Origin of the sequence: Aestuariimicrobium soli, assembly GCF_051192575.1 — a bacterium.
In the GTDB taxonomy this organism is placed as follows: Bacteria; Actinomycetota; Actinomycetes; order Propionibacteriales; family Propionibacteriaceae; genus Aestuariimicrobium; species Aestuariimicrobium soli.
Map to the genome: position 1 here is coordinate 158,125 of NZ_JBPJSQ010000002.1, position 20,413 is coordinate 178,537.

17 protein-coding genes and 1 pseudogene are annotated in these 20,413 nt (G+C 69.6%); 1 reads left to right on the top strand and 17 read right to left on the bottom strand.

Going from position 1 to position 20,413, the window contains the following annotated elements; all coding sequences use genetic code 11:
* Nucleotides 1-40 precede the first annotated feature (40 nt).
* Nucleotides 41-1,387: a histidine--tRNA ligase gene (gene hisS, locus ACSDQ9_RS02060; protein ID WP_435143031.1), complete on the bottom strand. Its 1,347-nt coding sequence runs from the start codon at nt 1,385-1,387 to the stop codon at nt 41-43.
* 80 nt (nt 1,388-1,467) lie between these two features.
* On the opposite strand from hisS, the gene ACSDQ9_RS02065 reads away from it, so the two are divergent.
* Complete coding sequence (locus ACSDQ9_RS02065; RefSeq protein WP_435143033.1) at nt 1,468-2,712, top strand: DUF349 domain-containing protein; 1,245 nt, start codon at nt 1,468-1,470, stop codon at nt 2,710-2,712.
* 27 nt (nt 2,713-2,739) lie between these two features.
* Here the strand turns inward: ACSDQ9_RS02065 and ACSDQ9_RS02070 are convergent, their stop codons facing one another.
* The 16 genes and pseudogenes from ACSDQ9_RS02070 to hisD all read right to left on the bottom strand — a co-directional run bounded on the left by ACSDQ9_RS02070 (nt 2,740) and on the right by hisD (nt 20,413).
* Nucleotides 2,740-5,073 (bottom strand): RelA/SpoT family protein, encoded by a 2,334-nt coding sequence (locus ACSDQ9_RS02070; protein WP_435143035.1) that lies wholly within the window; start codon nt 5,071-5,073, stop codon nt 2,740-2,742.
* 35 nt (nt 5,074-5,108) lie between these two features.
* Nucleotides 5,109-6,188 (bottom strand): potassium channel family protein, encoded by a 1,080-nt coding sequence (locus ACSDQ9_RS02075; protein ID WP_435143719.1) that lies wholly within the window; start codon nt 6,186-6,188, stop codon nt 5,109-5,111.
* A gap of 9 nt (nt 6,189-6,197) precedes the next feature.
* On the bottom strand, nt 6,198-6,728 hold the full coding sequence (locus tag ACSDQ9_RS02080) for an adenine phosphoribosyltransferase (RefSeq protein ID WP_435143037.1): 531 nt from the start codon (nt 6,726-6,728) through the stop codon (nt 6,198-6,200).
* A 61-nt stretch (nt 6,729-6,789) separates the two neighbouring features.
* Nucleotides 6,790-7,824, bottom strand: a pseudogene (gene secF, locus ACSDQ9_RS02085) (protein translocase subunit SecF); the annotation flags it as partial.
* A 1-nt stretch (nt 7,825) separates the two neighbouring features.
* Nucleotides 7,826-9,526: a protein translocase subunit SecD gene (gene secD, locus ACSDQ9_RS02090; RefSeq protein ID WP_435143039.1), complete on the bottom strand. Its 1,701-nt coding sequence runs from the start codon at nt 9,524-9,526 to the stop codon at nt 7,826-7,828.
* 4 nt (nt 9,527-9,530) lie between these two features.
* A complete protein-coding gene (gene yajC, locus ACSDQ9_RS02095) occupies nt 9,531-10,013 on the bottom strand; it encodes a preprotein translocase subunit YajC (protein ID WP_435143041.1) in 483 nt (160 codons plus the stop codon).
* 52 nt (nt 10,014-10,065) lie between these two features.
* Entirely contained in the window at nt 10,066-11,127 is a 1,062-nt protein-coding gene (ruvB, locus tag ACSDQ9_RS02100; RefSeq protein WP_435143043.1) for a Holliday junction branch migration DNA helicase RuvB, read from the bottom strand.
* Complete coding sequence (gene ruvA / locus ACSDQ9_RS02105; RefSeq protein WP_435143045.1) at nt 11,124-11,732, bottom strand: Holliday junction branch migration protein RuvA; 609 nt, start codon at nt 11,730-11,732, stop codon at nt 11,124-11,126. Before ruvA ends, ruvB begins: the two co-directional genes overlap by 4 nt.
* Complete coding sequence (gene ruvC, locus ACSDQ9_RS02110; RefSeq protein ID WP_435143722.1) at nt 11,729-12,265, bottom strand: crossover junction endodeoxyribonuclease RuvC; 537 nt, start codon at nt 12,263-12,265, stop codon at nt 11,729-11,731. Before ruvC ends, ruvA begins: the two co-directional genes overlap by 4 nt.
* A 60-nt stretch (nt 12,266-12,325) precedes the next feature.
* Nucleotides 12,326-13,093, bottom strand: a complete 768-nt coding sequence (locus tag ACSDQ9_RS02115) for a YebC/PmpR family DNA-binding transcriptional regulator (RefSeq protein WP_435143047.1) — start codon at nt 13,091-13,093, stop codon at nt 12,326-12,328.
* Complete coding sequence (locus ACSDQ9_RS02120) at nt 13,090-14,145, bottom strand: GNAT family N-acetyltransferase (RefSeq protein ID WP_435143725.1); 1,056 nt, start codon at nt 14,143-14,145, stop codon at nt 13,090-13,092. Before ACSDQ9_RS02120 ends, ACSDQ9_RS02115 begins: the two co-directional genes overlap by 4 nt.
* A 15-nt stretch (nt 14,146-14,160) precedes the next feature.
* Nucleotides 14,161-16,566 (bottom strand): HAD-IB family hydrolase, encoded by a 2,406-nt coding sequence (locus tag ACSDQ9_RS02125; RefSeq protein WP_435143049.1) that lies wholly within the window; start codon nt 16,564-16,566, stop codon nt 14,161-14,163.
* Nucleotides 16,563-17,312 carry a bifunctional 1-(5-phosphoribosyl)-5-((5-phosphoribosylamino)methylideneamino)imidazole-4-carboxamide isomerase/phosphoribosylanthranilate isomerase PriA gene (priA, locus tag ACSDQ9_RS02130; protein WP_435143051.1) on the bottom strand — a complete coding sequence of 250 codons (750 nt, stop codon included), beginning with the start codon at nt 17,310-17,312 and terminating at the stop codon, nt 16,563-16,565. The genes ACSDQ9_RS02125 and priA overlap by 4 nt, the downstream gene beginning before the upstream one ends.
* Before the next feature lie 10 nt (nt 17,313-17,322).
* On the bottom strand, nt 17,323-17,940 hold the full coding sequence (gene hisB / locus ACSDQ9_RS02135; protein ID WP_435143053.1) for an imidazoleglycerol-phosphate dehydratase HisB: 618 nt from the start codon (nt 17,938-17,940) through the stop codon (nt 17,323-17,325).
* Nucleotides 17,937-19,061, bottom strand: a complete 1,125-nt coding sequence (locus ACSDQ9_RS02140; protein ID WP_435143055.1) for a histidinol-phosphate transaminase — start codon at nt 19,059-19,061, stop codon at nt 17,937-17,939. The genes hisB and ACSDQ9_RS02140 overlap by 4 nt, the downstream gene beginning before the upstream one ends.
* Nucleotides 19,058-20,413, bottom strand: a complete 1,356-nt coding sequence (hisD, locus tag ACSDQ9_RS02145) for a histidinol dehydrogenase (protein WP_435143057.1) — start codon at nt 20,411-20,413, stop codon at nt 19,058-19,060. The genes ACSDQ9_RS02140 and hisD overlap by 4 nt, the downstream gene beginning before the upstream one ends.

Consider the following 20,413-nt stretch of genomic DNA (forward strand, 5'->3'; position numbering starts at 1 on the left):
GGGGCCAGCCTAGTTCAGGCTGCCAGTTCAGTCCGCAGGCTCAGTCGGACGAGACGACCCGCGGGTGCAGGTCGTCGGCGGGCGGCTGCCACGAGCCGGCGTCGGCGTCGACCTGGTCGCCGGAGCGAATGTCCTTCACCTGGCCCGTCGTGCCGCCGAACCAGACGAACGGGATCCCCCGCCGGTCGGCGTGCCTGATCTGGCGCCCGAACTTGTCGGCCTTGGGCGCCACCTCGCACGGGATGCCCCGCGCGCGCAGGGCCTGGGCGACGGCAACGGCGGACGAGCGTTCGTCCTCGTCGTCGACGGCCACCAGCACGCAGCTGGGCACCGACCGGGAGGCGGTGAGCACTCCCCTGCCCAGCAGCGGCGCGAGGATGCGGGTGATGCCGATCGAGATGCCGACACCGGGGAAGGTGCGCTTGCCGTCGCTGGCGAGGGCGTCGTAGCGGCCGCCGGCCGAGATCGCCCCCAGGCTCTCGTGCCCGACCAGCTCGACCTCGAAGACCGGGCCGGTGTAGTAGTCGAGCCCCCGAGCGATCGACAGGTCGGCGACGATGCGACCCGGGAACTGCGCCGACACCTGGTCGACCAGCGCGACCAACTCGTCGAGCCCGGCGTGCAGCACCGGGTTGTTGAGGCCGGGGTGGGCGGCGACCAGTTCGAGCACGCGTTCGCGGAAGGAGGTGTCGGTCGAGCGAATCTCGGCCAGCGCCAGCACCGGCTCGATCTGCTCGGGCGTGAGCCCGCACTCGTCGGTCAGCAGGGCGGTGACGCCGGCTCGTCCGATCTTGGCGATCTTGTCGACCCGCTGGATGACGGCCAACGGATCGTCGACACCGAGGCCGTCGTAGAAGCCCTGGGCGAGCTTGCGCGTGTTGACGCGCATCAGCACCGGCGGCAGGTTGAGCCGGGTGTGCATCTGCTCGAAGGCCTCGAGCGCGACCAGCACCACCTCGACGTCGTGGTGCGCGGCCAGGGTGTCCTGGCCGACGATGTCGATGTCGGCCTGACAGAACTCGCGGTAGCGACCCTCCTGCGGGCGCTCGCCGCGCCACACCTTCTGGATCTGGTGCCGGCGGAACGGGAACACCAAGTGGCCGGCGTTCTCGAGCACGTAGCGCGCGAACGGCACCGTCAGGTCGAAGTGCAGCCCCAGCTCGGCGACATCGTCGGCGGCGGCGTGCAGCCGCTTGACGGTGTAGACCTCCTTGGTGATCTCACCCTTGCGGTTCAGTTGCTCCAGCGGCTCGACCGCCCGGGTCTCGATGCGACCGAACCCATGCAACTCGAAGGTCTCCCGCAGCAGGGTGATCAACTGCTGTTCGACCGCCGACTGGGCGGGCAGGTATTCGGGAAATCCGGAGAGCGGTTGGGGACGAGCCACGACGGTTCTTTTCCTCGGCTTGGGAGCGGGGCGCTGGAAGGGTTGAGCGCACCGACCAGCCTATCGGGCAAGATGGAGCCATGAGCGAATCCACAGGTCCTGCCAGCTTCGGTCGAGTCGAAGACGACGGCACGGTCTACGTCACCACGTCCGCAGGCGAGCGACGGGTCGGCCAGGTGCCCGACGTGGCGCCCGCCGAAGCCATGGAGTTCTTCGTGCGCCGCTTCCTCGCCCTCGAGACCGAGGTCGGGCTCGCCGAGGCGCGCATCAACTCCGGCGCGCTGAGCGGCGACGAGGCGCGCAAGAAGGTGGACGCGTTGACCACGCAGATCGGCGAGGCCAACGCGGTCGGCGATCTCGACGGACTGCTCGCCAAGCTCGAGGCCCTCGCCCCGACCCTGGCCGCCAAGCAGGAGGCCAAGCGGGCCGAGCGGGCCGAGGCCCACGCACGCACCAAGCAGGCCAAGGAGGGCATGGTCACCGAGGCCGAGAAGCTCGCCGCCGGCAACGACTGGCGCGACGGCGTCAACCGGTTCCGGTCGCTGCTGGACGAGTGGAAGGCGCTCCCCCGCATCGACAAGACCACCGATGACGAGCTGTGGCACCGGTTCTCGTCGGCACGCACCACCTACACCCGCCGCCGCAAGGCCCAGTTCGCGGAGCGGAATGCGGCCCGTTCGTCGGCGCAGCAGGCCAAGGAACAGATCATCGCCGAGTCGGAGGAACTGGCGAGGACCGAGGACTTCGGTGCCGGCGCCGCTGGTTTCCGCGAGCTGATGAACCGCTGGAAGGCGGCCGGCTCGGCTCCCCGCGGCACCGACGACAAGCTGTGGGCACGTTTCCGTGCCATCCAGGACGAGTTCTTCGGCCGCCGCAATGCCGCCTTCGAGGAGCAGAACGCCGAGTTCGCCGAGAACCAGGTCGCCAAGGAGGCCCTGCTCACCGAGGCCGAGGCGACCATTCTGCCGGTCGGCGACGTCGAGACCGCGAAGGCGGCCTACCGCGACTTCCTGGCGAAGTTCAACGAGCTGGGCAAGGTGCCGCGCGACGCCATCCGCACGCTGGACGAGAGGGTGCGCAAGCTCGACCAGGCCGTCAAGAACGCGGAGGCCGAGCAGTGGCGCCGCACCGACCCCGAGGCCCGTCAGCGGGCGCAGGACACGGTCGACATGTTCACCGCTCAGATCGACAAGCTCGCCGCCCAGCGCTCGAAGGCCGAGGCGGCCGGCAACCAGAAGGCGGTCAAGGAGGCCGATTCGTCCATCGCGACCTACAGCTCGTGGCGCGACCAGGCCCAGAAGGCGCTGGACGAGTTCACCGCCTGACGGGCGGCCAAACTGGCTGAGGCGGCCTCACTGCCTCACACGGAACGTGTCGTAGACCCCCGGGACCCGCCGGATCACCTTCAGCAGGTGGTCGAGGTGCCGGGGGTCTGCCGATTCGAACGTCATCCGGAACTTGAACAGCCGGTCCTTGGTCTGGTTCATGTTGATCGACAAGATGTTGACGTGCTGTTCGGCCAGGGTGCGGCTGACGTCCGACAGCAGCCCGGCGCGGTCGAGACCCTCGATCTGGATGGCCACCAGGTAGCCCTGTTGCGCGTTCTGCGCCCAGGAGACGTCGACGATGCGCTCGGGGGTGTTCAGCAGGTTCGAGGCATTGGTGCAGTCGCGGCGGTGCACCGAGACCCCGTCACCGCGGGTGACGAAGCCGATGATCTCGTCGCCCGGCAGGGGCAGGCAGCACTTGGCCAGCTTCACGTACACGTCGGTGTCGCCCGCGACCACCACGCCCAACTCCGAGGTGCGTCGCTGGCGACCCTCGGGAAGCGGGCGGTCCTCGAAGAGTTCCTCGCGGGCTTCCTCGACGCCGCCCTCGGTGCGCAGCAGCAGTTCCACCACGTGCTGGGGGCCCACCGATCCGTCGCCGATGGCGGTGTAGAGGGCGTTCACGTCGGCGAGCCGCAGGTCGTCCGCGACGGCGGTCAGGTGCTCGAGGGTGAGCAGCCGCTGCAGTGGCACCCCCGACTTGCGCAGCTGCTTGGCCAGCAGGTCCTTGCCCTTCTCGGCCGACTCCTCGCGGCGCTCGCGGGTGAAGTGCTGCTTGATCTTCTGCTTGGCGCGCGGGCTGGCCACGAACGCGAGCCAGTCGCGGGAAGGTCCGGCGTGCTCGTTCTTCGAGGTGAGCACCTCGACCACGTCCCCGTTGGCCAGTTTGGTGTCGAGGGGGACGAGGCGCTGGTTCACGCGGGCCCCGATGCACCGGTTGCCGACCTCGGTGTGCACCGAGTAGGCGAAGTCGACCGGGGTCGAGTCGCTCGGCAGGGCCACTACGTCGCCCTTGGGGGTGAACACGTACACCTCGGACGACTGGATCTCGAACCGCAGCGAGTCCAGGAACTCGCCCGGGTCGTCGGCCTCCTTCGACCACTGGTTCAGCGAGTGCACCCAGGCCAGATCGGTGGCCTCGGTGTCGCGGCCGCCGCCCTGCTTGTACTTCCAGTGGGCGGCGACGCCCAGCTCGGCGCGACGGTGCATCTCCTGGGTGCGGATCTGCAGTTCGACCGGTTTGCCGCCGGGGCCGAGCACCGTGGTGTGCAGCGACTGGTACATGTTGTACTTCGGCATCGCGATGTAGTCCTTGAACCGGCCCGGCAGGGGGTTCCAGCGCACGTGCATCACGCCCAGTGCGGAGTAACAGTCGCGATTGCTGCCCACCAGGATGCGCAGCCCGATCAGGTCGTAGATGTCGGAGAACTCCCGATGGCGCACGCTCATCTTCTGGTAGATCGAGTAGTAGTGCTTGGGTCGTCCGTACACCGTGGCCTGGATGCCGGCGGCCGCCAGGTCCTGCTCGACGGTGGCGATCACCTCCTTGAGCGCGCGATCCCGCTGGGGGGCGCTCTCGGCGACGAGCCGCACGATCTCGTCGTAGACCTTGGGCTCGAGCGTCGAGAAGGCCAGGTCCTCCAGTTCCCACTTGACGGCGTTCATGCCGAGTCGGTGCGCGAGCGGGGCGAAGATCTCGAGCGTCTCCTTGGCGATCCGGTTCTGCTTGTCGGGTCGAAGGAAGTCCAGGGTGCGCATGTTGTGCAGGCGGTCGGCCAATTTGATCACCAGCACGCGAATGTCGCGGCTCATCGCGATCACCATCTTGCGCAGGGTCTCGGCCTTCGCCGAGTCGCCGTAGGTGACCTTGTCGAGCTTGGTGACGCCGTCGACCAGACCGGCCACCTCGTCGCCGAAGTCGGCCGTCAGCTGCTCCATGGTGTAGCTGGTGTCCTCGACGGTGTCGTGCAGCAGCGCGGCCACCAGCGTAGGCTCGGTCATGCCCAGCTCGGCCAGGATCGACGTCACCGCCAGCGGGTGGGTGATGTAGGCGTCACCCGACTTGCGCAGCTGCCCCCGGTGGTAGTGCTCGGCGGTGTGGTAGGCCCGTTCCAGCAGGGCCAGGTCGGCCTTCGGATGGTTGGCCCGCACCACCTTGAACAGGGGGTCGAGCACCGCCGACTGCGGACTCTTGACGGCACCCAGTCGCGCCAGTCGCTGGCGCATGCGCAGGCGCGGCTGCTCGGGACCCGAGCTGAACCGCTGTTGCGAGGGGCTGGCCTGACCCGCCGGGTCGGAACCCGACGAGGTCGGTTCCGGGTCGGGCAGCGGCCGCAGCACGGTGGGAGATTCGGCCATCGTGGGGGCTCCTTCCTGCCGCGTCCGGCTCAAGTCTACTCGTCGTCGCTCTCCGAGGGCACCGGCACCGGGGCGCCCTCGGCCTTGCGCACGACGATCAGCTCGTCGCCCAGTTGCAGCTTGTCGACGGTCGAGTCGTAGTAGCGCCGCAGGGTGCGGTTGCGGACGACGCCCAACACCCGGTCCTGGGTCACCTGCCGCGGGCTGAGGCCCACCTCGTCCTGACTGACCTGCCGCTGGGCGACCTCGAGGCCCTCGCCGTGCGAGAGCAGGTCCTCGATGATGTTGCCGACGTAGGGGCTGACCGACGACAGCCCCATCAGGCGACCCACCGCGTCGGACGAGGTGACCACCATGTCGGCACCCGACTGCCGCAGCAGCGGCACGTTCTCGTGCTCGCGCACCGAGACCACGATGTGCGCGCGGGGGTTCAATTGGCGCACCGTCAGGGTGGTGAGAATGGCGGAGTCGTCGCGGTTGAGGGTGATGATCACCTCACGCGCCTTCGAGATCTCGGCACGACGCAGCAGCGAGCGGCGGCTCGCGTCACCGGTGAAGGCGGCCAGCCCGTCGATGTTGGCATCGTTGGTGGCGGACTCGTCCGCATCGATGACGACGATCCGATCGACCGGAACCTCGTTGCGGCGCAGGGCGTTGACCGCGCTGCGACCCTTGGTGCCGTAACCGATGACGACGGTGTGGTTGCGCATGCGTTTCCTCCACGAACTGTCCAGCATGCCGCGGCGGCCCTGGTCGGCGAGCACCTGCAGGGTGGTGCCGACCAACAACACGAGGAAGCCGATGCGGAGCGGGGTGACGATCAGGGCGTTGATCAGGCGGGCGTGGCTGGCCAGAGGCGTGATGTCGCCGTAGCCGGTGGTGGTGATGGTCACCGTCGAGTAGTAGATGGCATCGATCAGGCTGATGCCGTCCTGCCCGGTGTTGTCGACGTAGGAGTCACGGTCGACCCACACGATCAGCGTCGAGGCCAGCAACAACAGCAGGGCCGCGCCGAACCGCTTGCCCAGTTCCATCCACGGGCTGCTCGAGGCCGGCCGGGGCAGGCTGACCATGATCTGGTCGCGCCAGCCCTTGCCGCTGCGGGCGTGCTGCATGGCCACGGCTCAGGCCTGCAGCACGGCCGAACAGGAGTCGATGCCCTCGGCCTGCAGCTTGGCGCGACCGTTCAGGAATCCCAACTCCATGAGCACGCTGACGTGCACCAGTTCGGCGCCCAACTGCTTGAGCAGGCCAGAGGTGGCCGAGATGGTGCCGCCGGTGGCGAGCACGTCGTCGATCACCAGCGCGCGGCCCCCCTGCGGGATGGCGTCCTGGTGCACCGCCAGCGTGTCGTGACCGTACTCGAGGGCAAACGTCTCGGTGAACGTCTTGCCGGGTAGCTTGCCGGGCTTGCGCACCGGCACGAAGCCGACCCCCAACGCCAGGGCCACGGGGGCCGCGAAGATGAACCCGCGCGCCTCCATGCCGACCACCACGTCGATGTCGCGCGGGGACGACTCGACCAGGGCCGCGATGGCCTCGGCGAACCCCCGAGGCGAGGCGATCAGCGGCGTGATGTCCTTGAACATCACCCCCGGCTTCGGGAAGTCGGGCACGTCACGCACCAGTGACGAGATCAGATCGATGTCAGCCATGGCTGTCCTCTCAGCGGTTCCGGGAGGTCGCGGTTCGGGTGGTCGCGCTCTTGTGGCCCGAGCGACGGGCCAGATGGGCCCGATGTTCGGCCATCTGGGGCTCAGCCTCTCGCATCTGGGCCAGCAGCGGGGCCGCGATGAAGATGGACGAGTAGGCGCCCGCGACCATGCCCACGAACAGGGCCAGACCGAGGTCGAGCAGCGGGCCGGTGCCGAGGAAGAAGATGCCGCCGACCAGCAGCGCCGCCACCGGCAGCACACCGATGATGGTGGTGTTGATCGAGCGCACCAGCACCTGGTTCACGGCCAGGTTCGCGGCCTGGGAGTAGCTGCGGTTCGTCTTGGTGATGCCCTTGACGTTCTCGCGCACCTTGTCGAAGACCACCACCGTGTCGTACAGCGAGTAGCCCAGAATCGTGAGCACACCGATCAGGGTGGCCGGGGTGACCGCGAAGCCCAACAGCGCGTAAGCGCCCACGGTCAGCACCAGGTCGTGGGCCAAGGCAACGATCGCGGCGACCGACATCTTCCAGTCGCGGAAGTAGCCCCAGATCAGCAGCATGACCAGACCGATGAACACGACCAGGGCGATGATGCCCTTCTGCGTGATCTGCTGGCCCCACGACTTGCCGATCAGGGAGTAGGCGATGTCGGTCTCGGGAACCTTGAACTCCTTCGCCAGGCTCGCCCGCACCTGGGCGACCTCGGAGGTCTCGAGGCTGCGCATCTGCACCCTCACCTGCGAGTCGCCGACGGCGACGACGGTGACCGACTCCAGGTCGGGCACGCCCGACGCCTGCACGACCTCGCGGGCCCGGTCGACCTTGGTCACGGCCTGGGTGGTCTTCACCTGGAAGCTGGAGCCGCCGGTGAACTCGATGCCGAGGTTGAGCCCGCGGAGACCCAGGCCCACCAACGAGATGATGATCAGCGCGGCCGAGATCAGGTAGAACAGCCGACGCTTGCCGATGAAGTCGTAGCTGATCTCGCCCGTGTACAGCTTGTGGGCGAAGGAACGCTTCTCCTGGGCGATGGGGCCGTCGTAGACCTCGTCGGTCTCGTCGACCGCCGCCGGGGTGCGATCAGTCCTGGCCATCTCAGGCCTCCTTGCGCGTGCGACGGGTGCGGCGTCCGAGCAGCGACTCGCGGGTCACACCCATGTGGTTGGGATCCAGCCCCGAGAACCGGCCACCCTCGCCGAAGTACTTGGTGCGGCCGAGCAGGGTCATCAGCGGCTTCGTGAAGAAGAACACGATGGCCAGGTCGATCACCGTCGTCAGTCCGAGGGTGAACGCGAAACCCTTCACCGACCCGATGGCCAGCACGAACAGCACGATGGCGCTCAAGAGCGACACGATGTCGGCGATCACGACGGTGCCGCGGGCCTTCACCCAACCCGACTCGATCGCCGACCGCAGGGTTCGTCCGTCTCTGACCTCGTCGCGAATGCGTTCGAAGTAGATGATGAACGAGTCTGCCGTGACGCCGATCGCGACGATCGCACCGGCGATGCCGGGCAGGTTCAGCGCCAGTCCGAGGGCCTCACCGAGCAGCACCATGCAGGTGTAGGTGAGCCCGGCGGCGACGGCCAGGGTCGACACCACGACGATGCTCAGGGCCCGGTAGTAGACCAGCGAGTACAGCACGACCAGGGCAAGACCGATGGCACCGGCGATGATGCCGGCGCGCAACTGCTCACCGCCGAGGGTCGCCGAGACGTTCTCGACCGAGGAGATGTCGAAGGTCAGCGGCAGCGCACCGTACTTGAGCACGCGCGCCAGCTCCGCCGAGGAGTCGGCCGTGAACTGACCCGAGATCTCGGCCTGTCCACCGGGAATGGCCTGCGCGACGCTGGGGGCCGAGATCACCCGCTGGTCGAGCACGATCGCGAACTGGTTCTTCGGCGAGGCCTGCTGGGCCAGGTAGGTGGTGGTCTTGGTGAAGGCGGTGGTGCCGGTGCCGTCGAAGCTCAGCGTGACCACGTAGCCGACGCCCTGCTGCGGAATGCCGGAGGCGGCGTCCTTGACCTGGGTGCCCGGGATCACGACCGGCCCGAGCAGGTACTTCTGGCCATAGGGGTCGCAGGCGAACAGCGGCTGGTCGGCGACGTCGGGGAACGGGTCACCGCAGTTCCAGGCGGCGAAGTCCGTCGTGTCCTGGGCGCTCGGCTGCCACACGAGCCTCTGGTCGAGGCTGGTGGTCGTCTTCGCCGGGGCGGTCGGACGAGGGGTCGGCTCCGGCGCGGGTGCGGTGGGGAGACCCGGCGGTGTCGGGGTCGGGGTCGCCTCCGCCGTCGGCAGGCCGGGCGTCGTCTCGGCACTGGCCGACCCCGAGGGGCTGGCCGACCCCGAGGGGCTGGCCGAGCCGGACGGGTTGGCCGACGGCGACGCCGTGGTCGGATCGGCGGGAGTGGACTGGGCGACGTCGTGGACGATGCGGAAGCCCAGCTGAGCGGTCTGACCGACCAGACTCACCAGTTCGTCGCGGTTGGCGTTGGGCACGCTCACCACGATGTTGGTGCCGCCCTCGGTGGTGACCTCGGACTCCCCCACGCCCAACGAGTCGACGCGCTGCTGAATGATCGTGCGCGCCTGCTCGAGGCTGTCGGCCGAGACCGATCCCGAACCGGTCGAGTTGCGCGCCGTCAGCGTGATGGTGGTGCCGCCGCGTAGGTCGAGACCCAGCCGGGGCGTCCACTGCTTGGCGAGCGCCATCAGACCGACGAGGCCGCAGCAGACGATCAGGAAGACGATCAGGGTCCGCGCCGGGTGCGGACGGTGCTGACTGGTGGTCGCCATCGAATCAGACCCGCTGCTCCCCAGGCTGGGCCGGGGGGTCGAGCGAATCGAGGTCGGGATCGGCGTCGGTGGGGTCGGCGTCAATGCGCTCGAGGTCGGTGGGCTCGAGGTCCTCAGTGGTGGGGTCCTCAGTGGTGGGGTCCTCAGTGGTGGCGTCCTCGGCGGAGGCGTCGTCCTCGTACTCGAACTCCTCCTCGCTGGCCTCGACGGTCTTGAGGATGGCGTCCTTCATGACGGTCACCTCGACGCCCGGGGCGAGTTCGACGATCGCCTGCTTCTCCCCGACATGCTTGACGGAGCCGAACAGTCCACCGGCCAGCTGCACGCGCACACCGGCGGCGAGCGAGTCGCGCAGGGCCTGCTGCTTCTTCGCATGCTCGGCGGCCTGCTTGCGCATGGGGCGGATCAACAACAGGTAGAAGACGGCCACCAGCCCGACCAGCATGATGATGGTGGAGAGGCCCTGGCTGACGAGCAGCGGTTGCACGATGGTTCTTTCGTCCGGGATCGATGACCCGGCAAGCCTACCGGCAGTCCCGTCAGGCTTCGAACAGGTCGGGTTCGCCCTGCCGTGTCGCCCCCGACGCGGGGGCGGCGAGGCCCAAGTGCTGCCACGCCGCCGGGGTCGCCACCCGGCCCCGTGGGGTGCGCATCAGGAAGCCCTGCCGCACCAGATAGGGCTCGGCCACGTCCTCGACCGTCTCCGTCTCCTCACCGACGCTGATGGCCAGCGTCGACAGGCCCACGGGCCCCCCGTTGAACTTCTGGCAGATCGCCTCGAGCACCGCCCGGTCGAGGCGGTCGAGGCCGATCTCGTCGACCTCGTAGAGCCGCAGCGCGGCGTCGACCGTCTGCTGGGTGATCCGCCCCTCGTGGCGCACCTGGGCGTAGTCCCTCACCCTGCGCAGCAGCCGGTTCGCGATCCGGGGCGTGCCCCGCGACCGGCCGGCGATCTCGGCGGCGGAGGCATCGTCCAGCACCAACCCGAGCATGCCCGCCGACCGGGCGACGATCATCGCCAACGCATCGGCGGCGTAGAAGTCGAGGTTCGCGGTGAAACCGAAGCGGTCACGCAGCGGCCCGGGCAGCATGCCGGCCCGGGTGGTCGCGCCGACCAGCGTGAAGGGTGGGATCTCGATCGGGATGGCCGTGGCCCCCGGGCCCTTGCCGACGACGACGTCGACCCGGAAGTCCTCCATGGCCAGATAGAGCATCTCCTCGGCCGGGCGGGCCAGCCGGTGGATCTCGTCGAGGAAGAGCACCTCGCCCTCGACCAACCCCGACAGGATGGCCGCGAGATCGCCGGCGTGCTGAATGGCCGGGCCCGAGCTGATGCGGATCGGTGCCCCCATCTCGGCGGCGATGATCATCGCCAGCGTCGTCTTGCCCAACCCGGGCGGGCCCGACAGCAGCACGTGGTCGGGCACGCTGCCGCGGTGCCGGGCCGCAGCCAACACCAGACCCAGTTGGTCGCTGACGCGGGGTTGGCCGCCGAACTCGGCCAGTGAGGTCGGACGAAGGGCCGCCTCCGAGGCCAGCTCCCCCGGATCGACGCGCGCATCAACAGGGCGGGCATCAACAGGGCGGGGATCGGAACTCATCGGGCCAAACTCCGCAGCGCGGCGCGCATCAGCTCACCCACGCCGATGGCCGGATCCTGCTCGACCAGCGGCGCCACCTTCTCGCAGGCGGCCTCGGCGTCCTTCAGGCTCCAGCCGAGACCCTGCAGACCGCCGGCCACCTGCTCGCGCCAGGCCTCGTCCGACGACGGCGCGGCCACCTCGGGGGCGCCGGCGGTGACCCCGAGCTGGGCCACCTTGTCCTTGAGTTCGATGATCATCTTCTGCGCACCCTTGGGCCCGACCCCCGGCACGGCCGTGAGGCGGGCGACGTCGCCCTGCTGCACGGCCCGGACGAAGTCGGGGGGCGCCACCACCGAGACGATCGCCAGGGCCAGCTTCGGCCCGACACCCGAGGCGGTCTGCACCAACTCGAAGGCGTCACGCTCCCCCGCCTCACCGAAGCCGTAGAGGGTCAGCGAATCCTCCCGTACGACCAGGCTGGTGTGCAGGTGGAGGTGTTGACCCGGTCGGGCAGCGGCCGACGTGGCCGGCGTGCACAGCGCCTTGACCCCGAACCCGCCGAGATCGACGACCACCCAGGTGGGACCTGCCTCGAGACAGGTGCCCCGCACTTGGTTGATCATGGGTCTCTCCTTCCGCCGGCCGCGTGCTCGGCCGCGTGCTTGGCCACCAAGGCCGCGTACTTGTTGGTGGCGGTCCCCCGCCACAGGTGGGTGATGGCCAGGGCCACCGCATCGGCGGCGTCGGCCGGGCGGGGTGGCTGGTCCAACCGCAACACCCGCGCCACCATGGCACCGACCTGGGCCTTGTCGGCCCGGCCGGAGCCGGTGATGGCGGCCTTCACCTCGCTGGGGGTGTGCAACACCACCGGGATGCCGTGGCGCGCCGCCACCAGCATCGCGATGCCGGCGGCCTGCGCTGTGCCGGTGACCGACCTGAGGTTGTGCTGGGCGAACACCCGCTCGACCGCCACCGCGTCGGGACGATGGGTCCTCACCCACTCCTCGAGGCCCGCCTCGATGCTCAGCAGTCGCAGGGCTGGGTCGAGGTCGGCCGGGGTGCGCACGACCCCCACCGCGACCAGCGTCGGGGGTCGTCCGACGGTGCCCTCGACGACGCCCACACCGCACCGCGTCAGACCGGGGTCGACCCCCAGCACCCGCCGCTGGGAACGAGTGAGAGTTGCGGGAGCCGAACACATGTTCGAAAGGCTAGCTCACTCCGCCTCGAGCGCGGCGGCGACATCCTCGGGCACGTCGACATTGGAGTAGACGTTCTGCACGTCGTCGGAGTCCTCGAGGGCATCGATGATGCGGAACAGCTTCTGCGCCTCGTCCAGGGTCACCGGCTGGGTGAACTCCGGCTTGAACTCCACCTCGGCCGACTCGTAGTCGATGCCGGCGGCCTCGACCGCCTTGCGCACCTCGACCACCACCGACGGGTCACTGATCACCTCGAAGGCCTCGCCCTCGTCGACGACGTCCTCGGGCTCGGCCTCCAGGGTGGCCTCGAGCAGCGCGTCCTCGTCGAGTTCGCGATCGGCCTGCTTCTTGAGCACGGCCACCACACCCTTGCGGGAGAAGATGCGCTGCACCGAACCGCCGTCGGCCATCGAACCGCCGTTGCGGGTCACCGCCACGCGCACGTCAGAGATCGCCCGGTTGCGGTTGTCGGTCAGGCACTCGATCAGGATGGCGACCCCGGCCGGGCCGTAGGCCTCGTACATGATGGTGTCGTAGTTCGCGCCGGCACCGTCGGCGCCCGAACCGCGCTTGACGGCGCGGTCGATGTTGTCGTTGGGAACCGAGCTCTTCTTGGCCTTCTGAATGGCGTCGTAGAGGGTGGGATTGCCAGCGGGGTCACCGCCACCGATGCGTGCCGCGACCTCGACGTTCTTGATCAGCTTGGCGAACAGCTTGCCGCGCTTGGCGTCGATGACAGCCTTCTTGTGCTTGGTGGTGGCCCACTTGGAATGCCCGCTCATCGGTCTCCTTCTCCCTGTGCTTGCTGACGGTCATCGTAGCCAACCGCGTCGACCGGGCGACACACGCGCCCGTACAGCACCACGGAGTCGGCCTCCTGGTAGCCCAACCGGGCGAACAACCGCACGGCGGCGCTGGCCTGTTCGCCCGCGTCGAGGCCGCCCGTGTCGACCCCCAAGCCGGCACCGTCAAGCCCGGCCTCGGCGAAGCTGACCAGCACCCGACGCAGCAGCGCCTGGCCGATCCGATGACCGCGCCGCTCGGGCACCACCCCGACCCGGTCGGTCCAGCCCTCGCTCCAGCCCTGCACGTCCCAGTCCTGCTGGTAGGCCGAGCTGAGGGCGTAGCCGATCACCCGGTCGTCCTCGCCAAGCGCGACGAACGACCACTGGGGGCGGGTGCTGGCCCCCCGCAACGACAGGTCCCAGTCGCTGCGCCCGATGGGCATGGCACCCGGCAGGCCGGCGAAGGCGCGATTGTGGGCCACCCGAACCTGCTCGGAATGCTGCTCGGGGTCGAAGGGGACGATGCGCACCCCCTCGGTGAGTTCGTCGGGCAGCGCGTGCGGGTCGACGTCGTCGAAGCTGAGGTGCATGTCGGCGAACCAGCGCTCGGCGCTGAACCCTGCCTCGAGCAGGTTGTCGCGCCGCAGGGTGAGCTTGGTGTCGACGTAGGCGCCCATCCAGAACTCGTCCACCCCCCGCTCCTGGGCCCACTCGTGGGCCCGGGAGGTCAACCAGGTGACCAGCCGGTAGCCGATCTGGCGGTGCCTGGCCTGGGGGTGCACGAGCCAGTGCAGCCACACGCGGGGGCGGTGCTCGTCGTCGGTGCGGAACAGCAGCCAGCCGGCCGCCAGCACCGCGCCGGAGCGGTCGCGGCCGACCACCCCGTTGCGGCTCGGATCGGCCAACGGGTGGGCGAGGTCCTCGACCAGTTGGGCACGACTGGGCCGGTCGACGGGGTCATCGATCCACGCGCAGGCATCCGCGAGTTCGGCCACCTGGTCGACCTCGGCGGGCTCGAACGGCGTCCACTCGAGCATGGGCTCGACCATGGGATCCACGGCCGGTCACCCCTGCGGCAGGAACCGACGCCGCTCCGCGCTCACCGGCCAGTCGACCACCGACCAGCCGTTCTGCTTGGCGGCCCGCAGCAGACCGACATCGGGGCTGACCACGACCGGGTTGCCCACGGCGGTGAGCATCGGCAGGTCGACGTGGGAGTCGGCATAGGCGTAGCTCTTGGCGAGGTCGATGCCGTGCAGGGTGGCGTACTGCCGCAGCCACGCCGACCGGGTCTCCCCCACCATCGGCGGCCCGTCGAGATAGCCGGTGCACACTCCGGCCTCGTCCGTCGACAGCTCGGCGGCCACCACCACGTCGAACAGGTCGGCGATCGGGCGGGTGAACGGACGAACCGCACCCGTCAGCAGCACGGTGGTGTGGCCGGCGTCGCGATGCTCGCGAATGCGGGTGAGCGCATCCTGGGCCAGCCGGTCGAGGATGAACGGCTTCATGCGGGTGTCGACGATGCGCTCGAGCTCGGCCAGTTCCATGCCCGCGTAACGGCGGTACACCTGGCGCAGGAAGTTGCCGCGATCCTTGCGCAACGAGGTCAGGTAGCCGGGCAGCCGCGAGGCCACCTGGGCGACCTCCTTGAGCTGGTCGACCACGGGCAGGTCGGGCAGGGTCGCCCACAGGTAGGTCTCGACCACGTTGGTGGCCATCACCGTGCCGTCAAGGTCGAAGACCGCCAGCACCGGGGCGGACGACGGCTTCAGCGCCTTGTAGGTGCTGGCCCGGTCGCCCCGCTTGGAGCGGGCCAGCTCGAGGCGCTGCACGGGGGTGATGATCGCCGGGATGTGCACCTCGAGCATGTAGTGACGCCAGTCGAGCTCGCCGGTGTCGAAGCCGAAGTGCTCGACGTCGTCGGGGTGCAGCGACTCGTGCAGGGCCAGCGTCGAGTCGTCGACGAAGTGCAGTTCCGACTGCAGGTACTCCCCATAGAGGCTGAAGTACTTGCGGAAGAACTTCAGTTGTTCCGCCTGCTTGTCAAGGGCGAGCGCGGCCTGGCGGGTTCGTCCGCTGCGGGGCGCGAAGCTCAACAGGCGCTCGCCGACGGCGTGGGCCTTCTCGGACAGGCTCAGGTACTTCTCGATGGGAGCGGCCCCCGGAAAGTGCCAGGTGGCCGCTGGCACGGGCTCGCCGTTGCGGATGAACGGGGTGGCCGTGAAGTACTCGCGGCACAGCTCGTGGACGCCCCGGAAGGTCAGCGGGTTACGGGCACCCGAGTTGGAGTGGTAGTACTCGGGCCGGCCCACCTCGGGCTCGGTGGCGGCGACGGCCAGAATGGCGTTGACGACGTGGTCACAAGGGACGATGTCGATGACCGCATCGGGCGAGGCGGGGAACTCGGGCAGTTCACCGCGGGCGTAGGCGAGGATGATCGGATCGGCCATCTTGAAGCCCTCGATCCACCCCGGGTACGGGTCGAGGATCGACGACTCGACGATGGCGGGGCGAACGATCGAGACCTTCAGCTGGCCGGTCATGTCGGCCACCACCCGCTCACCCATCGCCTTGGCGAAGGTGTAGACGTCGGTCCAGCCCAACGAGCGGGCGCGCTCGGTGCCGGCCTCGACCAGCTTGCCCTTGACCCACTCGGCCCGCCGGCGCTCGGTGTCGGCGGCCGTGGTCAGGTAGCCGGCCTGCTGGTGCTGGCGCTCGGCCTCGTGACGTAGCGCCGTCAGCTGCTCGGCGGTGCGCGACTGGGTCTCGATGTACTGCTTGAGCGAGAGGGCGTGCTCGGTCTCGGCGTTGTAGTCGACCCCGTGCTGGTGCGCCTCCTCGGGAATGGCACCGCGTCGCCGACCGGCCGTGTAGGCCGTGCTCACGTGCACGTAGTGGGGCACGCGCACCAGCGTGCCGTCGGCATCGGAGCACGCCTCGATGAGTGCGGTCAGCAGGGCCTTGGTGCCCACCACGTTGGTCTTGAAGGCCTCGTCGATCGGCGGGTCGAACGAGACGTCGCCCGCGCAGTGGATGAGCACGTCGATGTCACGGGGCAGCGGCGGCACGCCCGGCAGATCGCCCTCGATCACCTCGATGCGCTGGTCGACCAGTTCCTGGGGGCCGCCGGCCTGCTCGGTGAGCGCGGCGAAGACCTTCTTCTTGACCAGGCCCACGACCCGGTCGCGAGCCGTGACCGACCCCTTGCGGCGCACCAGCACCGAAACCTTGGTCTCGGGCAACTCGGTGAGGATCTTCCACAGAATCTGCTCGCCGATGAACCCGGTCACGCCGGTCAGCACGATCTTCTGGCCACCCAGCAGGTCGCGCAGTCGTCCGGTGAGCAACGGCGGCACGTGGGCCGCGTGGTAGTCGCCGAAGGTGGCAGCCGGGCCCTGCCGGCGCGGCTGGCCGGTGGGGGGCTCGCCAGTGGGGTGCTGCTTGGTGGGGTGCTGGTCGGTGCTCATGCGTGAGTGTCCTCTCCACGGGCGACCCGCAGCGCATCGGTGAGGGTGAAGTTGCCCACGTACAGGGCGGTGCCGATGATGGCGCCCTCGACGCCCTCGTCGACGACCTCACGCAGGCGGGCCAGGTCGTCCAGTCGTGCGATGCCGCCCGAGGCGATCACCGCCGCGTCGGTGCGCGAGCAGACATCGCGCAGCAGGTCGAGGTTGGGGCCGGTGAGCATGCCGTCGCTGGCGACGTCGGTGACCACGTAGCGCTGACACCCGGCGCGGTTGAGCCGCTCGATGGTCTCGTGCAGGTCACCGCCCTCGGTGACCCAGCCGCGGGCCGCCAACCGGGTACCGCGCACGTCGAGGCCGATGGCGACCCGGTCGCCGTGCTCGGCGATCACGCGCTCGCACCACTCGGGGTTCTCGAGGGCCGCGGTGCCGATGTTCACCCGGCGGGCGCCGGCGGCCAGCGCGCTCTGCAGCGAGGCGTCGTCGCGAATCCCGCCCGACAGTTCGACCTGCACACCACGGTCGGCGAGTTCGGCCGCGATCCGGCCGGTCACCTCGGCGTTCGAGCCCCGCCCGAAGGCGGCATCGAGGTCGACCAGGTGCAACCACTGGGCGCCCTGGTCGACCCACCGCAGGGCGGCTGCGAGCGGGTCGCCGAAGGTCTTCTCCGATCCGGCCACCCCCTGCACCAGCTGGACGGCCTGGCCGCCCTGGACGTCGACGGCGGGGAGGAGTACGAGTTCAGTCACGGCCATGACCCTACAGAGAACCCTTGGTGCTGGGCACTCCCTGCACCCGGGGGTCGAGGGCCACGGCTTGCCGCAGCGCGCGGGCCAGGGCCTTGAACTGGGCCTCGACGATGTGGTGGGGGTCGCGCCCGGCCAGCAGGCGCAGGTGCACGCACAGGCCCGCGTTCATGGCCAGCGACTCCACCACGTGCCGGGTCATCGAACCGGCGAAGGGCACCCCGTTGCCACCGATCAGCGCGTACACCTGCGCCTCCGGTTCGCCCGAGCACACCACGTAGGGGCGCCCGGCCACGTCGACGACGCACTGGGCCAGCGCCTCGTCCAACGGCACGAGCGCGTCACCGTAGCGGGTGATGCCCACCTTGTCGCCCAGAGCCTGGCCCAGAGCCTGACCGATGGCGATGGCGGTGTCCTCGACGCTGTGGTGGCCGTCGATGTGCAGGTCACCGGTCGTGGTCACCTCGAGGTCAATGCCCGAGTGCTTGGCCAGCGCGGTGAGCATGTGGTCGTAGAAGCCGACCCCCGTCGAGATCGTGCTGGCCCCGGTGCCGTCGAGGTTGACGCTGACGCTCACGTCCGACTCGCTGGTGACGCGGTGAACGGTGGCGGTGCGGGCTGCGGGGCTCATCGGGTGGCCTCCTGACTCGGGGTGTCACTTCTACGGGTGTCGATCTCGTCCAATGCCTGCAGGAAGGCTGCCAGTTCGGTGGGGGTTCCCGCCGAGACTCGCAGGAATCCGGCCGGCCCGGTCTCGCGCACCAGCACTCCCCTGTCGAGCAGTGCGGTGAACACGGCGTGGCGGTCGGCGAACCGTCCGAACAGGCAGAAGTTGGCCTCCGACGGCACGACCTCGAAGCCGCGCCGGCGCAGGTCGTCCTGCACCTGCTGCAGTCCGGCCCGCAGCGAGTCGACCTGGTCGAGCATCTGGGGGGCGTGCTGCAGGGCCACCAGGGCGAGCGCCTGCGACTGCGCCGAGAGGTGGTAGGGCAGGCGCACGACGCGGCAGGCGTCGACGACGGCAGGGTTGGCTGCCAGGTACCCGAGCCGCCCGCCCGCGAAGGCGAATGCCTTGCTCATGGTGCGGGTCACCACGAGTCGCGGGTGGGTGGGCAGCAGGGCGATGGACGAGTCCTCGGGCACCGCCGTGAACTCCTGGTAGGCCTCGTCGACCACCACCACCGCATCGGTCTGGGAGCAGATCTCGTCGATCACCTGCACCGGCGTGGTCGTGCCCGTGGGGTTGTTGGGCGTGGTGATGATGACCACGTCGGCGCCGGTCTCGGCGATCGCGTCGAGCACGAGCGCGGCGTTGACCCGATGGTCGTCGGTGCGCGGTCGGGTCACGTAGGCGGTGTGGGTGTTGCGGGCGTACTCGGGGTACATCGAGTAGGTCGGCGAGAACGCCAGCGCGGTGCGTCCCGGGCCGCCGAAGGCGCCCAACAGGTGGGTCATGATCTCGTTCGAGCCGTTGCCCACCCAGATGTTGCGGTGGCTGAGCCCGAAGCCCAGATAGTGGGCCAGGGCCGTGCGCAGCTCGGTCGCCTCGCGGTCGGGGTAGCGGTTGACCTCACGAGCCAAGCGCTGCACGGCGCGCCCCATCTCGTGCACCACGTCGTCCGAGGGCGGGTAGGGGTTCTCGTTGACGTTCAGGCGCACCGGCACGTCAAGTTGGGGCGCCCCGTAGGGCACCTCACCCACGAGTTCGGGACGAAGGGGCAGCGCCGACAGCGAGAACCGGTCGTCGCTCACTGCGACTCCCCCTCGGTCTGGTCCGCAGGGGCGGACGAGCGCTGCCGGCGCACCGTGACGGCCATGGCGTGCGCGTGCAGGTTCTCGGCCCGCGCGAAGGTCTCGACCCTGTCGGCGATCTCTTCGAGGGCGTCGGCGCTGTACTGGATCACCTGCACGGCCTTCATGAAGCTGCGCACCCCCAGCCCGGACGAGTGACAGGCGCATCCGGCGGTCGGCAGCACGTGGGTCGAGCCGGCTGCGTAGTCGCCCAGAGACACCGGTGAGTGGGCCCCCACGAAGATCGCCCCGGCGTTGCGCACGCGCGCCGCCCATCGTTCGGGGTTCTCGGTCTGGATCTCCAGGTGCTCTGCGGCGTAGGCATCGACCACCTCCAGGCCCTGCTCGAGATCGCGCACCAGCACGATCGCGGACTGCTGCCCGGTCAGGGCCGTCGTCACCCGCTCGCGCTCGGGGGTCTCGGCCACCTGCCGCTCGACCTCGGCCTCGACGGCCTCGGCGAGTTCGGGCGAATCGGTGACCAGCACCGATGCCGCCGACGGATCGTGCTCGGCCTGGCTGATCAGGTCGGCCGCGACGTGCACCGGGTTCGCGGTGGCGTCGGCCAGGACGGCGATCTCGGTGGGGCCGGCCTCGGCGTCGATGCCCACCTGACCGCGCAGCAGCCGCTTGGCGGCGGTGACGTAACGGTTGCCGGGCCCGGTGACCAGGTTGACGCGTGCGCAGAGTCCGTCGACCCCGAGCGCGAACATGGCGATGGCCTGGGCCCCGCCCACGGCATAGACCTCGTCGACCCCCAGCAGGTGACACAACCCGAGAATGTTGGGGTGCGGCAGGCCGCCGAAGTCACGCTGCGGCGGCGACGCCACCGCGATCGAGCGCACCTGCGCCACCTGCGCCGGCACCACGTTCATGATCACCGACGAGGCCAGCGGAGCCAGCCCGCCGGGCACGTACAGCCCGACCCGGTCGACGGGAATGATCCGCTGGGTGACCTTGGCACCCGGGGCCACCTCGACGGTCTCGGACGAGCGCTCCCGCTCCCCCAGTTCGCACACGGCTCGACGGCGGGCGATGGACTCCTCGAAGGCGGCCCGCAGGTCGTCGTCCAACTCCTCAGCGCAGCGCTGCAGCACGTCGGCGCCCACCCGCAGGTTCTCGGGCACGACACCGTCGAACTCGGCCGAGTACCGCCGGATCGCGGCCTCGCCCTCGGCACGCACGGCCTCGATGATGGGAGCCACGGCGGCCAAGGCATGCTCCACGTCGAACTCCGCGCGCGGCAACGCCGCATCGGCCGACCCCAGAGGCTGGGTCGAGGGCCGGTCTCGCAGATCGAGGGTTCTCATCAT

Excerpts from the sequence above, each read along its gene's own strand:
- ACSDQ9_RS02115 (WP_435143047.1), bottom strand. The coding sequence starts at position 13,093 with ATGAGCGGGCATTCCAAGTGGGCCACCACCAAGCACAAGAAGGCTGTC.
- ruvA (WP_435143045.1), bottom strand. The coding sequence starts at position 11,732 with ATGATCAACCAAGTGCGGGGCACCTGTCTCGAGGCAGGTCCCACCTGG.
- ACSDQ9_RS02080 (WP_435143037.1), bottom strand. The coding sequence starts at position 6,728 with ATGGCTGACATCGATCTGATCTCGTCACTGGTGCGTGACGTGCCCGAC.
- ACSDQ9_RS02120 (WP_435143725.1), bottom strand. The coding sequence starts at position 14,145 with ATGGTCGAGCCCATGCTCGAGTGGACGCCGTTCGAGCCCGCCGAGGTC.
- ACSDQ9_RS02065 (WP_435143033.1), top strand. The coding sequence starts at position 1,468 with ATGAGCGAATCCACAGGTCCTGCCAGCTTCGGTCGAGTCGAAGACGAC.
- ACSDQ9_RS02125 (WP_435143049.1), bottom strand. The coding sequence starts at position 16,566 with ATGAGCACCGACCAGCACCCCACCAAGCAGCACCCCACTGGCGAGCCC.
- secD (WP_435143039.1), bottom strand. The coding sequence starts at position 9,526 with ATGGCGACCACCAGTCAGCACCGTCCGCACCCGGCGCGGACCCTGATC.
- ACSDQ9_RS02075 (WP_435143719.1), bottom strand. The coding sequence starts at position 6,188 with ATGCAGCACGCCCGCAGCGGCAAGGGCTGGCGCGACCAGATCATGGTC.
- ACSDQ9_RS02070 (WP_435143035.1), bottom strand. The coding sequence starts at position 5,073 with ATGGCCGAATCTCCCACCGTGCTGCGGCCGCTGCCCGACCCGGAACCG.
- hisD (WP_435143057.1), bottom strand. The coding sequence starts at position 20,413 with ATGATGAGAACCCTCGATCTGCGAGACCGGCCCTCGACCCAGCCTCTG.
- hisB (WP_435143053.1), bottom strand. The coding sequence starts at position 17,940 with ATGAGCCCCGCAGCCCGCACCGCCACCGTTCACCGCGTCACCAGCGAG.
- ruvB (WP_435143043.1), bottom strand. The coding sequence starts at position 11,127 with ATGAGTTCCGATCCCCGCCCTGTTGATGCCCGCCCTGTTGATGCGCGC.